Source organism: Collinsella aerofaciens (genome assembly GCF_032584215.1).
In the GTDB taxonomy this organism is placed as follows: domain Bacteria; phylum Actinomycetota; class Coriobacteriia; order Coriobacteriales; family Coriobacteriaceae; genus Collinsella.
The window spans coordinates 21163-35988 of the sequence record NZ_JAWHPN010000027.1; the positions used below are offsets into that span (position 1 = coordinate 21163).

General features: G+C 55.4%; 12 protein-coding genes, 1 tRNA gene and 1 pseudogene. 8 read left to right on the plus strand and 6 right to left on the minus strand.

The genetic code is table 11. The features are described from left to right. Nucleotides 1–32: 32 nt before the first annotated feature. The gene (locus tag RX395_RS08110) at nucleotides 33–1034 is read right to left on the minus strand and encodes a LacI family DNA-binding transcriptional regulator (RefSeq protein WP_316366772.1); all 1002 of its coding nucleotides are present in this window, start codon (nucleotides 1032–1034) and stop codon (nucleotides 33–35) included. Nucleotides 1035–1318: 284 nt separating this feature from the next. Here RX395_RS08110 and RX395_RS08115 point away from each other — a divergent pair, with 284 nt between their 5' ends. The 4 genes from RX395_RS08115 (at nucleotide 1319) to RX395_RS08130 (ending at nucleotide 6196) form a co-directional block, all read left to right on the plus strand. Further along, nucleotides 1319–2728, plus strand: coding sequence for a PTS transporter subunit EIIC (locus tag RX395_RS08115; protein ID WP_316366774.1), 1410 nt, complete (start codon nucleotides 1319–1321; stop codon nucleotides 2726–2728). A 75-nt stretch (nucleotides 2729–2803) separates the two neighbouring features. Next, entirely contained in the window at nucleotides 2804–3097 is a 294-nt protein-coding gene (locus tag RX395_RS08120; RefSeq protein ID WP_316366791.1) for a PTS sugar transporter subunit IIB, read from the plus strand. Nucleotides 3098–3173: 76 nt separating this feature from the next. Beyond that, a complete protein-coding gene (lacG, locus tag RX395_RS08125; RefSeq protein ID WP_316366776.1) occupies nucleotides 3174–4595 on the plus strand; it encodes a 6-phospho-beta-galactosidase in 1422 nt (473 codons plus the stop codon). 368 nt (nucleotides 4596–4963) lie between these two features. Beyond that, nucleotides 4964–6196 (plus strand): Fic family protein, encoded by a 1233-nt coding sequence (locus RX395_RS08130; RefSeq protein WP_316366777.1) that lies wholly within the window; start codon nucleotides 4964–4966, stop codon nucleotides 6194–6196. A gap of 37 nt (nucleotides 6197–6233) precedes the next feature. Here RX395_RS08130 and RX395_RS08135 read toward each other — a convergent pair whose 3' ends face one another. Beyond that, nucleotides 6234–6572: a sugar phosphate isomerase family gene (locus RX395_RS08135; protein ID WP_316366779.1), complete on the minus strand. Its 339-nt coding sequence runs from the start codon at nucleotides 6570–6572 to the stop codon at nucleotides 6234–6236. Nucleotides 6573–6734: 162 nt separating this feature from the next. After that, nucleotides 6735–8429, minus strand: a complete 1695-nt coding sequence (locus RX395_RS08140; protein WP_316366781.1) for a PTS lactose transporter subunit IIBC — start codon at nucleotides 8427–8429, stop codon at nucleotides 6735–6737. A gap of 355 nt (nucleotides 8430–8784) precedes the next feature. Here RX395_RS08140 and RX395_RS08145 point away from each other — a divergent pair, with 355 nt between their 5' ends. Together RX395_RS08145 and RX395_RS08150 are read left to right on the plus strand one after the other, a co-directional pair. Then, entirely contained in the window at nucleotides 8785–9705 is a 921-nt protein-coding gene (locus RX395_RS08145; RefSeq protein ID WP_022094155.1) for a DUF7916 family protein, read from the plus strand. Between the two features lie 54 nt (nucleotides 9706–9759). Then, nucleotides 9760–10497: a GntR family transcriptional regulator gene (locus tag RX395_RS08150; RefSeq protein ID WP_316366783.1), complete on the plus strand. Its 738-nt coding sequence runs from the start codon at nucleotides 9760–9762 to the stop codon at nucleotides 10495–10497. A gap of 432 nt (nucleotides 10498–10929) precedes the next feature. Here the strand turns inward: RX395_RS08150 and RX395_RS08155 are convergent, their stop codons facing one another. Then, on the minus strand, nucleotides 10930–11694 hold the full coding sequence (locus RX395_RS08155) for a DeoR/GlpR family DNA-binding transcription regulator (RefSeq protein ID WP_316366784.1): 765 nt from the start codon (nucleotides 11692–11694) through the stop codon (nucleotides 10930–10932). Between the two features lie 205 nt (nucleotides 11695–11899). Between RX395_RS08155 and RX395_RS08160 the strand changes: the two genes are divergently transcribed. Then, nucleotides 11900–12952 (plus strand): aldose epimerase family protein, encoded by a 1053-nt coding sequence (locus RX395_RS08160; RefSeq protein WP_316366786.1) that lies wholly within the window; start codon nucleotides 11900–11902, stop codon nucleotides 12950–12952. A gap of 324 nt (nucleotides 12953–13276) precedes the next feature. Here the strand turns inward: RX395_RS08160 and RX395_RS08165 are convergent, their stop codons facing one another. Beyond that, nucleotides 13277–13759, minus strand: coding sequence for a PTS system mannose/fructose/N-acetylgalactosamine-transporter subunit IIB (locus tag RX395_RS08165; protein ID WP_316366788.1), 483 nt, complete (start codon nucleotides 13757–13759; stop codon nucleotides 13277–13279). Nucleotides 13760–13916: 157 nt separating this feature from the next. Here RX395_RS08165 and RX395_RS08170 point away from each other — a divergent pair. After that, nucleotides 13917–13992 (plus strand) — tRNA-Thr (locus RX395_RS08170). Nucleotides 13993–14104: 112 nt separating this feature from the next. On the opposite strand, the pseudogene RX395_RS08175 reads toward RX395_RS08170, so the two are convergent. Continuing rightward, nucleotides 14105–14826, minus strand: a pseudogene (locus RX395_RS08175) (IS256-like element ISSlgl1 family transposase); the annotation flags it as partial.

The window sequence follows — 14826 nt, forward strand, 5'->3', positions numbered from 1 at the left end:
ATTACAGATTTAGACGAACAGGCCGAGCACGTCTACGCCCGCAGGTCCTTCACGCTGGAACGCTCGACCAACACGCCCGAGACGAGCGTACGGCTTCTGGAGCTCGGGGCTTCCAGACCTGCGACGACCTCATTAAGCGCACGGATGCCCAGCTCGCGGTGGCGAAACTTCACCGACGTCAGAATCGAGTTGGGAATCGTCTTGTAGAGCTCATCGTCGAAGCCGATCACGGACACGTCGTCGGGCACACTGAGTCCCTTGTCACGTAGAGCCATCATCACGCCGTTTGCCATGCAGTCGTTAGCAGCGAGGACCGCCGTGCAATCGGGTTTATCGGCAAGCACAAGGCCCGCGGCATAGCCACTATCCGCATTCCAATCGCCTTGCAGAGGCTCGGGCGGCTCAATGCCACGCGCCTCGAGCGCCGCTCGCCAACCTTTCATACGGCACTGGCTCGACAGCGACTCTTTCTTACCCGAAACGAAATACACGTTCTTGTGACCATGATCCAAGAAGTACTTGCACGCCATGCGCGCGCCACCCTCTTGGTCGTCACTGACGGTGGAGCAGGTAGGATGCTCCATCGGCGTAATAATCACCGTCTTGAGGTCTTTCGGCGCCTCAAAGGTATCAAAGTCATCGACCATCTGGCGCAGGTTAAAAATCATGCCGTCGACGGGAAGCTGCGACATCCTACGCGCCGCTTCGGCAAGGGTCATCTTCTCCCCCGCCCGCTTTTTGATCATCGTGAGAGCAAAGCCTCGCTCTTCGGCGGCATCGGCGATACCGTCAATCATGTCCACGGCACCGCCCGACAAGTGGAACATCACCACGCCGATGCACCCGTAACGGCCCAACTTGAGTGAACGCGCGGCAAAGTTCGCCCGGAACCCGAGCACCTCCATGGCCGAATGAACCTTATCGCGTGTCGACTCTCGCACGCTATCGGGCTCGTTGATCACACGCGACACCGTCTTGAGAGAAACGCCCGCGGCAATCGCCACATCGTTCATCGAGACGTTTTTCTTGTCCATCGTTGCCACTGCTTCTCCACTCGGTTCTCTATCGCTTGTTTTTTGCGTTCTAGCATACACTACCTGCCCGACTGACAAATCAACCGTTTACCGGACAATATCGACCACTCACCCGTATATCGTTGTTGCTCTTTCAAAAATGTCTTACGTTGTCATTAACGAAATGACAACGTTGTCATTTCGCAATGCCTTCCTTAAGCAGGAAGGTTTCCGGGCAGTCCTGACCATCCATCGACGACCAGTTCCATCCACATGCATCGCGCATCAAGTAGCAAAGGAGCTCTATGGACGCCATCGTAAAGATGCTCGAAAAGCATCAACCGTTCTTTGAGAAGATCTCGAGGAACATATACCTCCAGGCCATCAAGGACGGATTCCTTGGGTGCATGCCCATTGTCCTCACCTCTTCGATCTTTCTGCTCATTGCCACCCTTCCCGGCGTAGTCGGTGTCACGCTGCCCCAGCCGCTCATCGACTGGTGCAACAAGCTCTACAACTTCACCATGGGCGTCATGGGCATCATGGTCGCCGGCACCACTGCCAAGAACTTTACGGCTTCCATGAACCGTCGCATGCCCGCCGGCAAGGTGCTCAACGACGGCTCCACCATGGTGGCCGCCCAGTGCAGTATGCTTTTGCTCGCCGTTACGCAGTTCACCACCAAGTTCAACGGCTCCGAGCTTTCGGTCTTCGACTGCACCAGCATGGGCACGCGCGGTCTGTTCTCGGCCTATATCGCCGCGTTCATCACCGTGTGGGTCTACAAATTCTGCGTCTCTCGCGATCTGACCATTAAGCTGCCCAAGGAGGTCCCGGGCGCCATCGCTCAGAACTTCCGTGACATCATCCCCTTTGGCGGCGCCGTCATCATCTGCGGCATCATCGATGTCGTCGTGCGCAACCTCATGGGCGTTCCGTTCTCCGAGCTGCTCATCAAGCTGCTCTCCCCGCTCTTCACTGCAGCAGAGACCTACCCCGGACTCATCCTTATTCAGGCAGCCACCGCGTTCTTCTGGTTCATCGGCGTCCACGGCCCCTCGATCGTCCAGCCGGGCATCGACCCCATCCGTCTTGCCAACCAGGCCGAGAACCTGCAGGTTCTGCTGGCCGGTGGTCACCCCGCCCATTCCCTCACCTTCAACATGTCGCTCGTGGGTGAGTTCGGCGGCACCGGCGCCACGTTCATCGTGCCGCTTCTGCTGATTCTCTTTATGAAGTCCAAGCAGCTCAAAGCCGTCGGTAAGGCCTCGATTGTTCCTGTTGCCTTTGCTGTCAACGAGCCGCTGCTCTTTGGCGCGCCGATGATCCTTAACCCCTACATGCTCATCCCCTTTGTTGCCGCCGGCTGCGTCAACGTGAGTGTTGCCAAGTTCTTTATCGACAACGTGGGCATGAACGGCTTCTCCTTCGTGGTGCCTTGGGCCACCCCCTCCCCCATCGGCATCTTCATCACCACGAACTTCCAGCTTATTGCCCTGGTGTTTGTCGCAATCATCATCTTGCTGGACGCCATCATCTACCTGCCGTTCTTGAAGGCATACGATAAGCTGCTCTGCGACCAGGAGGCCGAGCGCACCGCCGAGCTGGGTCTCGAGTCCGATGGTGCTGCCACCATCGCCGCCAGCACCTCTGCGCCCGCTGTCGAGCAGACGACCGCTTCCGTCGAGACGACCGCTGCCGCCGCCGACAGCTAGCCTGTCGCCGATCAGCCCGAGCCCGCTGCCGATGCATCCGCTAAGAAGGATGTCGACGGCCTGAAAGTCCTCGTCCTGTGCGCCGGCGCCGGCACCTCTGCCATGCTTGCCAACGCCATCAAGGAAGGTGCCGCGCAGACCGGAGAGAACATCGCTTCCTCCGCAGGCGCCTATGGCCAGCACACCGCCATCATGGATCAGTACGACGTCATCGTGCTCGCCCCGCAGGTTCGTAGCTACTACAACGACATGAAGGCCGACACCGATCGTCTGGGCATTAAGCTGCTCGCTCCCCGCGGTAAGGAATATATCGACCTTACCCGCGACCCCGCTGGCGCCATCAAGTGGCTCCGCGAGAACCTCGACTAGGTTCCTCCCTCTGTTGGTGCCCGGATTCCCGGTTCGGGCACCTCTCCCTATTCGTATCCCACAGAAAGGATGACTCATGACCAACCCCATGCAGTTCCCCGACGGCTTTGTGTTTGGCGGCGCCACCGCTGCTTACCAGGTTGAGGGCGAGACCCGTACGCACGGCAAGGGCAAAGTGCCCTGGGACGATTTCCTGGCAGCCCAGGGTCGCTTCTCCCCCGATCCTGCAAGCGATTTCTACAACAAGTACCCGGTCGATATCGACCTGTGCCAGCGTTTCGGCATCAACGGCATCCGCGTCTCCATCGCTTGGAGCCGCATCTTCCCCAACGGCACTGGCGAGATCAACCCCGAGGGCGTTGCCTTCTATCACGAGCTCTTTGCCACCTGCAACAATTCCGGCGTTATCCCCTATGTCACGCTCGATCACTTCGATACGCCCGAGGCCTTTTACCAGAACGGCGGCGAGGGCTTCCTGACGCGCACGACGATCGACGCCTTTGTCGAGTACGCCAAGTTCTGCTTTTCCGAGTTCACCGAGGTCAAGCACTGGTTCACCTTTAATGAGATTCCCGCGACCGCCGAGGGCAGCTTTATCGTCGGCAACTGGCCGCACGGCGAGAAGTACCGCCTGGACAAGGCCTTCCAGCTCATGCACAACATGATGGTGGCCCACGCCAAGGCTGTCGTCGCCTTCCATGAGGGCGGCTTTGAGGGCGAGATCGGCATTGTCCAGAACCTGGAGCCCAAGTATCCCCTCGACCCCAACAACGCTGCCGACTGCGAGGCCGCCCGCATGGCCGACGTCATCAACAACCGCTGGGTGCTCGACGCCACTTTCCGCGGCCACTATGCAGCCGACACCATGGAAGCCGCAACCAAGCTGGCCCATATCGCCGGCGGCGAGCTCGACGTTCGTGACGAGGACATCGCCGCGTTGACCGCCGCGCTCCCTTACAACGATTGCCTGGGCGTCAATACCTACAAGTGCCAGTTCCTGCGTGCCGCCGAGGGCGAAAACGACATCAACCACAATGGCACCGGCGACAAGGGCTCCTCGCGCTGGTTCCTCAAGGGCGTGGGCGAGTCATGCGTGCGCGAAGGCGTACCCACCACCGATTGGGACTGGATCATCTATCCCGAGGGCCTGTACGACCTGCTGCTGCGCATTAAGAACGATTACCCCAACTACAAGAAGATCTACATCACCGAAAACGGCATGGGCTATAAGGACGACTTCGAGGACGGCTTTATCGACGACGCCCCTCGCATCGACTATATGCGTCAGCATCTCGCGTGGATCCTCAAGGCAATCGACGGCGGCGTAAACGTCGACGGTTACTTTGTGTGGTCGCTGCAGGACCAGTTCTCCTGGACCAACGGCTATAACAAGCGCTATGGCCTGTTCTACATCGACTTTGAGACCCAGAAGCGCTATCCCAAGGCCAGCGCGTACTGGTACAAGAACGTCGCGGAGACCGGCCTGCTCATGGCCTAACTTTTGCCGCATACCCCCTGTCGGCCGCATGCGAATCCCTCCACGGGTTCGCATGCGGCCTTTTTGTTTTTGTCTCGGCCCGAGCTGGCCGTTTGTCTCAATCTGTAACATCTAGCAGGGATTTTCGGCCCTAGCTGTTACAGATCAAGACAAACAGAACGCCCGAGCAGAAATATCTCAATCTGTAACACATAGCCCACTTTTAACCGTCTAACTGTTACAGATCGAGACAATAAGATAGTCAAATCCAAACTTTCCAAGCAGTTATGAAGCATGGTTTCTAGTTTTCGGTATCACGAACATACTTTCGGTATCATTTAATGATATTATGATATCGAAAGTATGTTCGTGATACCGAAAGGAGCCGCATGCGCCAGTTCGATTACACCACAGTCCCAGCGGAACTCGAAGCAACTCCAATCACCAACCTCCTCCTCTCGATACGCGAGCATAAAGGCCGTCAGCTTGCTCTGAGTCAAGTCAAACCCGAGCTTCTATCGTCCCTAATGGAGGAGGCTAAGATCCAAAGCACCCGATCCTCCAACGGACTTGAAGGAATTGTTACCACCCAAAAAAGACTCAAAGCGATCATGGCGTATTCCGCCAAGCCAAGCTCCCGCGCAGAGGAAGAAATCGCTGGATACCGAGATGTGCTGTCGCTTATTCACGAGCAACACGATTCCATTCCCGTAACGCCATCGGTCATTCTGCAGTTGCATCGTGACCTCATGGCGCACACGGCAATCTCGTATGGAGGCCATTGGAAAGATGGCGATAACGAAATCGTCTCCATTGACGATCAAGGTAATCGATTTGTGCGCTTTAGGCCCCCTTCGGCTCTAGCAACCCCGGGACTTATTAAAGAAGCCTGCCAGTCCCTCAACGATGCTTTATCTCGCCAAGTTTGCGATCCCCTCCTTATATCGCTCCGCTTTATCTTCGATTTTGTTAGCATTCATCCCTTCAACGATGGCAATGGCAGGATGAGCCGGCTCCTTACAACGCTGCTGCTCGAAAAGACTGGATACGACGTTGCGCGTTACATCAGCATCGAACGACTTATTGAAGACAACAAGGCGCTCTACTACAACGCCCTCGCTGCAAGCTCCACTGGATGGAATGAAAATCAAAACACCGAAGCACCTTTTATCCGTTTCATGCTCGGAACAACCCTAGCCGCCTACCGACAGCTCGAGCAGCGTACCTTAATTGAATCAAGCACTCGTCCCATGTCGAAGCAAGCGCGCATCGCTGTTCTATTTCAACAGAGACCCGGCGTCATTAAGAAATCCGACATCCGGTCCAACTGCCCCGATATCAGCGAGGTAACCGTTAAACGAACCCTCGGTCAGCTTGTTAGTTGCAGCGCAATCGAAAAAACAGGAGCGGGCCGTTCGACGGGCTACATACTCAAAGACGTCCATGCTCTAGAACTATTCTTGCAATCCACAATACCCGATGGCGAGGCCGCAATAACAAAAGAGGCTCCAAAGGATAAGCTCCTTGAACGTGTAAACCACGCCGAGGATGAAAGCAAAGAGGGACTCTATGAAGACTATGATTCATTCTCAAGGGACATAAAGACGAAATACGGAGTCTAGTCATATCTCAGAATAGCCTCATCCTTGTTGCTCAAAGTTATTTGCGCGTCATTGTAAAGCGGTACCCCTGCGCCGGCAGGGGGCAGAAGTATCGCCTGCCGATCCTGCTGGAGTCGGCAATCAGATAGCGCGCATCGGCCTTGCTAAAGGCGAGCTGCTGGATACGGCCCTCGTCCATGTTGGACGTAGATACGTCACCGTCCAAGATGCCGTTGGCACCGATAAACGCCGCGTCGATCCCCAGTGCGCGCAAGGTGTCCTCGGCCGTTGGCCCCACAAAAGTGGCAGTGCGGCGACGGTACATACCGCCCACGAGGCACAGGTCGCAGCCCTCGCGCGCCTCGAGCAGGTTAAAGACCGAAAGCGAATTTGTCACATAGATGGAAGGCAGCTTGTCGGTGACTCGGAGAGCGCCAATGCGACCTCACGACGGTTGCGCTCATTGTCTCAACTTGATACTCAACGAAATACGGCCCCGCAGCTCAATAAGCTGCGGGGCCGTACTATACACCGACGAATCAACGACGGAGTGCATCCACTATTTGGCCAGCTCCTGAACGATCCAGTCAATTGCACCTTCGGGATCGTTGGTAAGGTCGATATACTCCTTGCCCCTTGTGGTGAGCAGTTTAATTCCAAGGCGATCGGTATCGGCCTTCATAGCGTCATAGTACATGCGTGCCTGGGGCGCCAGAACAATCACGTTGTACTGATCCATCGTCTCATAGTGGCTTCCGTACGCACCGGACTGAGAAACCAGATCGATACCCTTAGCAGCGGCACCTTCGCGAAGAGCATTTGCCAAGAGAGTCGAAGTGCCGGCACCCTGGCAAAGCACAAGCACGCGGATCTGCTCCGCCTTGTCCTTTACCGCCTCGAGAGCTTTTGCGACATTTTCCTGTGCGGCAATAGCATCTGCATCCGAGGTTCCTGCAGTCTCCTTTGCAGACTCTTCCAAACAAAGCTGATGGTCATACGCCTTGCAGAACGGATAGTAAATCACAAAGTCAACGACCAACAGCACTGCCATCAATACGAGAGAACGCAGATCGAGACCCGTGGTGAGGAACGCACCAATTGGGCCGGGAAGCGCCCACGGCATGGTATACATGGGGGCGTTCATTCCAATGACGTCAATGAAAAATTTACCGATAATGGCGTTGACCATAGGAGCCACTAGGAAGGGCACGAACATATAGGGATTGAGAACAATCGGCATACCGAAGATAACGGGCTCGTTAACTCCAAAAATCACCGGGATAATCGATGCCTTGCCCATGGCTTTAAGCTGCTTGGAGCGCATAAACATGATCAGGATAATAGGAACGATGAACGTGCAGCCAGAACCGCCCAGACCGCCGATGAAGCTTGTAAAGTCCTGCGTGAGAGCAATTGACGGGTGTCCACCTGCTTGGAAAACCTCAAGATTGGTAACGGTATTGCCGTAGAGCGCAGCATTGATCGGACTCATGACAACCGAAGCACCGTGGATACCCATAAATTGGAAAAGCGCGACCGCGCCTTCGATAAGCGCCATGCCAGGATAGGTGTCGACCGCGGAGAACAGCGGCGAGATGAGAGCGGATACCAAATTGGCGAACGGCACAGCAAGCAGCTTGCGGCTCGCAAGATCGATAAAAGCGCACGCAAGGATCGAAAACCCAAATGCAAAGATATCGCGAAAACTCTGCGCAATAGAGCCAGGGACCTCTTTGGGAAGCTTGATCGTCACATTATGGCTAATGCACACCTTATAGATATTAACGGTCAAGAATGCGGCTACGAACGCAGCGAGAAAACCCTTAGTTCCCATATAGCCGGTTTCAAAAACAGATGTATCTGCTCCGCCAATCGAGACAACATCGTTCGTCACCGATAGCAAGAGCATGCCGCACATGGCACAAACCATGCACGAGGTGGGGTTGAGAGATTTACCCGAAGGCATGCGACGGTTCATCGACATGGCAAGTGAGCTCGCCGTGGTGCCGGCCACCATAATGCCAAGAAGTCCCATGGTATATGCATAGATTTTATTGAAGAAATCCAGCACCTCAGACGGAAGCGTGATGCCTACATAGGCAGGGAGCGTCGAAAGAAGAAGGAACAGGCTCGAGAACAGCACAATTGGCATATTCAAGAGAAAGCCATCCTTAATCGCCACCAGATAAATGTTCCTCGAGATTTTGTCGAAGAGAGGCTGGTGTTTTTCAAGGAATTTGACGATAGCGTCCATAACACATCCTTTCATGATTCCCGGGCACACAACGATTTATCCGGACTCAACCGTCGTCGTCCCCGTTTGTATCCACTTATGTAAGTGAATACGTTCTTGTGCGAAATGTAATATCATTTGCACGATTTGTCATAACCAATTCTTTTTCCGCTTTGTCGATATGTCAAGAATTCAAATACTTATTCGGTGAACGGTAGTTGATTAATATAAGGTTTTCCCAGTTAATGCTATTTTTTCCGAGCAGTACAATAAGTTTGCAACCGTTCACCGATTGGATATAACATATTGAACATATTGTTGTAACAATATTAGAGACAATGTCACAAGCCTGTCGTTCTAGTCAAAGGAAGTAACAATGCCCAAACGATTACTGAACATGTCCGCATCCGATTTTGCCGCCACGTCACCCATGGATCTAAAACAGGCAATTCTGGCTTCCGAGGGACGTACCATCATGGCGGAAAACGTACCCTCTTCCCAATTTCTCGGCGGCGTTACTAATGCAGAAATCGAACGTGCCGCAGGTGCCGACCTGCTTCTGTTTAACGCGCTCGATGTGTTCGATCCAGTTATTGCCGGTATTCCAGATGATCTCAATGAAAACCCGGTCACTTGGGTGAAGCGAGCATGCGGAAGGCCCATTGGCGTCAATCTGGAGCCAGTTGATAACGAGGCAGAGATGTCTGAATCCCGAACGGAAATCCCCATGGGTCGTCGCGTCTCTCCCAAGACCTTAGAAAAGGCTAACGAACTCGGATTTGATTTTATCTGCCTGACGGGCAACCCTGGAACCGGCGTCTCCAACGATGCAATCGCCCATTCGATTAAACTCTCCAAAGAGCATTTCAATGGCCTGGTCATAGCCGGAAAAATGCATGGAGCGGGCGTTGCGGAACCTGTCATGACGCTCGAAATTGCGCGCAAGTTTGTTGACCTCGGCGTCGATATCCTTCTCGTGCCAGCCCCCTACACCGTCCCTTGCTTCCAAGAAGCAGACCTGCGCGCCATCGTAGACTTTGTACGATCCCACAACGTAGGCAAGTCAATTGAAGAGAAGGTTCTCGTCATGGCGGCGAACGGGACGAGTCAAGACTCCTGCGACAGCGAGACCATTAAGAAAATAGGCCTTGCAGCAAAAGCAGCCGGCGCTGACCTCCAACATATCGGGGACTCCATGAACGGTATTTGCCTGCCCCAGAATATCTTCACGCTCGGACAAGCCCTTCGTGGATACAGGCATCAGATCGTCATGCTGAGCCGCTCTGTGATACGTTAAGGTTACCTTGCCCACGTTACATCCCGACTGAGGCAACCATCAGGTATAACCAACATGCAAACTGAGGCTCTAATGCTCGATACACACGAAAAACGGCCACTCTATTTACAGCTCACCGACGCGCTGCTCAAGCAGATCGTCGATGAATATCAAGCAGACGATAAACTTCCAACAGAAATGGAACTCTGCGACGAATACGCCGTAAGCAGAACAACCGTCCGACTTGCCATGAGTGAGCTGGAGCGTCGTGGAAGTATCTATCGAATCCAAGGTAAGGGATCGTTTGTTGCACCGAAACGCGTTAGCGAGCTCAATTCACTTTTAGACTTTGACTTTGCAAGCCATTGCGATGGCGTTGATCCGGATGCCATCACCAAACATTTCGGCGACCTCACATCAGGTCGTCCAATTTCCGTAATGATGCTCCAACAATTTGGATGTCAAAGTCGCGATGAAATTCAGCGTCTTGAATTGACCTACGAACTTGAAGGCAGCTTCATAGGCGCTGATACGTTCTTCATTTCAAAGTCGCGCGTTCCGAATAACCAGTTAGATTTTCAGGCATTTAGCAGAATCATGGACGACTTGTCCAAGTCTATCCAATCTGTTAGGGAAAGCTATAGAGCACGTCAGCTTAGCGATTCCGAAGCCAGTAATTATGGTGTTGCAAAACTTCCGGTCATCGAACTGACTCATTATGCTTACGACTCCGGAGGCAAACTAATCTCAATTGTCTGCCGCACCGTCTTAACTGGGCGGGTCCCTTATCAAAACTTTATTTTCAAGTCCTAATGTTCTTTTTCTTTTGTCTCGATCTGCAACACGTAGCCGAGTTTTTAAGTCCCAACCGTTACAGATCGAGACAAACAAGGTAGACCACGCCGAATTGTCTCAATCTGTAACACTAAGACCGGTTTTGGACGTCTAGATGTTACAGATTGAGATGAATGCACAGGTCAATCCTCTCAATCTCAATCTGTAACAACTAGCTGAATTTTTCGGTCCTAGCTGTTACAGATCGAGACAAACGGAATAGGCCGAGCCAAAAATCTCGATCTGTAACATCTGACTCGCATTTGGCCGCCTAGATATCACAGGTTGAGACAATTTGATAGTGGAGTCCTCATTTGCGCGTCATATCGCGTAGCGCTGACGCGCTGGTTTCCACAATGACAGGAGGCAAAAGTCCTCCCGCATCGCCTGCTGGCAATCCCGTAGCGTTAGCTAGCAAATGACCTGTGTGTGTTCCTCGATGGCAGTGCGGTCCTCGGCGGTAATACCCGGCTCGCACACCACGGCATCCAGGCTGTCCAAGCGGCAGAAGGTGTAGAAGTCGCGCTTGCCGATCTTGCTGGAGTCGGCGATCAGATAGCGCGAGTCGGCCTTGTTAAAGGCGAGCTGCTGGATACGGCCCTCGTCCATGTTGGACGTAGATACGTCACCGTCCAAGATGCCGTTGGCACCGATAAACGCCGCGTCGATCCCCAGTGCGCGCAAGGTGTCCTCGGCCGTAGGGCCCACAAAGGCGGCAGTGCGGCGGCGGTACACGCCGCCCACCAGGCACAGTTCGCAGTCTTCGCGCGCCTCGAGCAGGTTAAACACCGAAAGCGAATTGGTCACAATGCGCAGGCGAAACGCCGGCAGCATCGAGGCCATCTGCTCAACCGTGGTGCCCGTGCCCAAAAAGATGGTCGAGCCTTCCTCGATAAGCTCCACAGAACGGCGCGCAATCTGCAACTTTTCCTCGGCATGCTTCGTGCGCTTTTCGCTGTGCGAATACTCATGGCGCAGCATAGCGTGTGGACGGCTCTGCGCACTGCGGGCTCCGCCGTGCACGCGCTCGATCTCGCCCAGGCTCGCAAGCTCCTCAAGGTCACGGCGGATCGTCATATCCGAGACACCTAACGCATCCGAAATCTCCTTGACCGAGACCGTTCCCTGTTCCTCGAGCAGCTGCCGAACCTTATCCTGTCGCTCCGCTTTAATCACGATGAGTCCTCGCTGTTCCACGCTCACGTCAATTCAAACAATAACGAACAAATTGTATCAGACTCGCGCGCGTCAGAAATGAACACCCGCACAGCTCCAATCATCACTTTTTTGAGAAAAATACCCCCTGCTTTAGTGGGGTGTAGTGATAATCTCGCCTGTTCGCGCTACAGTTTGTCGGAAATACCTCGATGTTAGGAACCAAATGATCACTTCCGAGCTTTTCGGCACCGCGCCGTGCGGTACCCCCGTTCATCGTTACACCCTCAACGGGCCCGAGATCTGCGTTCGCATTATGGACTATGGCGCCACCGTGTTGGGCATCGACGTGCCCGACATCCCCGGCAACGTGCGCGATGTGGTGCTGGGCTTCGATAGGCTCGAGGATTACTTTGACAACCCCGCCTGCTTTGGCGCGACCATCGGACCTGTGGCCAACCGCACTGCAGGTGCCACGATCACCATCACCGGCACGGACTGGCATATGCCCGCCAACGAGGGCACCAACAACCTGCACAGCGATCTTGAACATGGTCTGCACAAGCGCGTATGGGACGTTGAGCTCGACGAGGTCCACAATGCCGTGCGCATGACCACCTCGCTTGAGAACGGTGAGCTGGGCCTTCCCGGCAACCGCACCTTTACGGCCGTGTTTACCGTGACGCGCACCGGCTGCTTCCGTATCGAATATGGCTGTGAGAGCGACCGCGCCACGTACGTGTCCATGACCAACCACACGTACTTTAACCTTGCCGGTCACAACGCCGGCATGGACTGTGAGCACTTCTTTGTTGCTAACGCTGCCCACTACCTGCCCATCAACGAGCAGAATATCCCCACCGGAGAGATCGCTCCGGTCGAGGGCACGCCGTTTGACTTCCGTGAGCTGCGCCCCGTCGCGCCCGGCATGGAAGCCGACGACCCGCAGATTAAGCAGGCCCGTGGCTACGACCACTGCCTGTGCATCGATGGCTATCAGTACGGCCGTAATCTGCGCCGCGCGATGCACGTCGAGGAGATGTGGACCGGCCGTGAGCTGGACTATTACACCACTGCCCCGGGCGTGCAGCTCTACACCGGCAACTGGCTGGGCGACGAACACGCCAAAGACGATGCCAACTACGGTTGGGGCGCCGGCTTTGCCCTCGAGGCCGAAATGTATCCTGACACGCCGCACCATGCGCTGTTCCCCCAGGGCATCGTGGGCCCCGGTCATCCCTACAGCAATGTGATCGAATACCACTTTATGAGGCACTAGGCCCACAACGCTACATATCGCACAGCAACGCCCGCCGGCACACCGCCGACGGGCGTTTTTCATCTTTTGGGCTCTTTTTCGCTGTGACTGTATGAGTGACATATCAAAACTATGCCCATTTACTACGTTTAGCCCGGGATGCTCGACCATGCACCGGTTTTTGTTAAATGCGCGAGCCGTCTACCTGCGGTTTTGTTTTTCTCAAATTCGACATGCTCGGCGATAACCGATCAAACGTAGTAAATGGGCATAGTTTTTGACAGGCGGCATCGCGCGCGTCCCTCGCAAGGGCAAAATGATCCGTTTTCCTCCGTCCCCAAGGGATCAGTTGAACAGATTGTCGATGGGATCGGGGGCGGAACTGGGGAGATAGCGGATTTCTAGCTCTATGCCGAGTTCTTGCAGCTCTTTGAAGGTGGCGACATCTTCGCCGTCTACGGCGACTGCGGGCGTTATGGGGTGCTTGCCCTCCCCTGCCTGCATATGGCCAATGCTGATCTTGGTGATCGGCACGCCACCCTTAACCAGCGCGAGTGCATCGGCGGGTGAGGCCACCATGATCAGAATCAATTGGCGCGGCGTTGCGGTATGAATGATGTCGATGGCCCTTTGCACCGAGAAAAACCGTGTCCACACGCCCTCGGGCACCGCGACCCTCATAGGCGCCCACTTGCGCGAATCCGCCGCAATCTCGTCGTTAACGATCAGGACGAGGTTGGAACCAACCGCCTCATTCCACAGCTCAACGTCTTGCCCGTAAATAAACCGATCATCGATGCGCGTGAGAAGAATCTTGGGTTGAATCATCACTGCCCCATTCTGCTTGAGACCCGTAAGAGCAAGACATCACGTCTCCAATATTAGTGCATTTAAAGTGAGAAAAGCCGTCAGAACACTTGCGCGGATGTGCGATGTCCCGTATCATAGACAGCCGTTGACGCCTCAGTTGCGTCACCACATGGCCGCCAGCGTAGCTCAGTTGGTAGAGCACCGCTCTCGTAAAGCGGGGGTCACCGGTTCGAGCCCGGTCGCTGGCTCCATTGCACAAGATAGCCGCCCTCGGGCGGCTTTTTTGTTGTCGATTATGGGCGCGCGCCAATCCAGGCTTATAGGACAAAATGTGTGTCCCGATAGAACATCTGTTTCCATCCATTAATCCAGCCAGAACGGGTACGGGTCCCTGTGGTGGAGATCCTTCCACACGGCCCTGTCGCCCCACTCCGGCCCCCCGTCCTCGCGCGACGGCGAGGCGGAGTAGACGCTGAACAGGAAGTCGATGTCCGCGTCGGTCGGCATCGCGGCGAGCTTCTCGCGCGCCGTCCTCGCGTCCCCCGAGTGAGCGTGGCACCACCAGAACACCGCCTTAACGCGCTTGACCGACGTCAGCCCCCGGTGGTTGCGCAGGACGGCCCTCAGCTGAGAGTTCACCCCTCCCTCGATCATGTTGTTGGTCGACGGCAGCGGGCCGGCCTTGGCCAGGGCGGGGTCGAGGTAGGTGAACGGCGTCCCCGCCGACACCAGCGACGACAGCGACGAGCGCGCCCGCCTCAGCCTCTCGTGGGTGCAGGCCCTCCTGCCGTCCACCACGGTCCTGTCCTCCAGGAAGTCGGCCCAGAACCCGCACCAGTCGAGGTAGCGCTCGACCCAGAGCTCGGCCTGGTGCAGCGTCTCGATGCCCATGAGGTCGCGCGCGATGAGGTAGAGCTCGCGCCCCGCCTGGAGCTTCGGCCGCGTCGTCGTGTAGCGTTTGACCTGCGAGAAGGCGTGGAAGGTGCACCTCTGGACCCTGGTGCGCGGCCAGGTCTCGCGCACGGCCTTGGCGAACCCGCTCCCGCCGTCGGTGACGACCATGCCGGGCGCCGGGATCGGCGCCA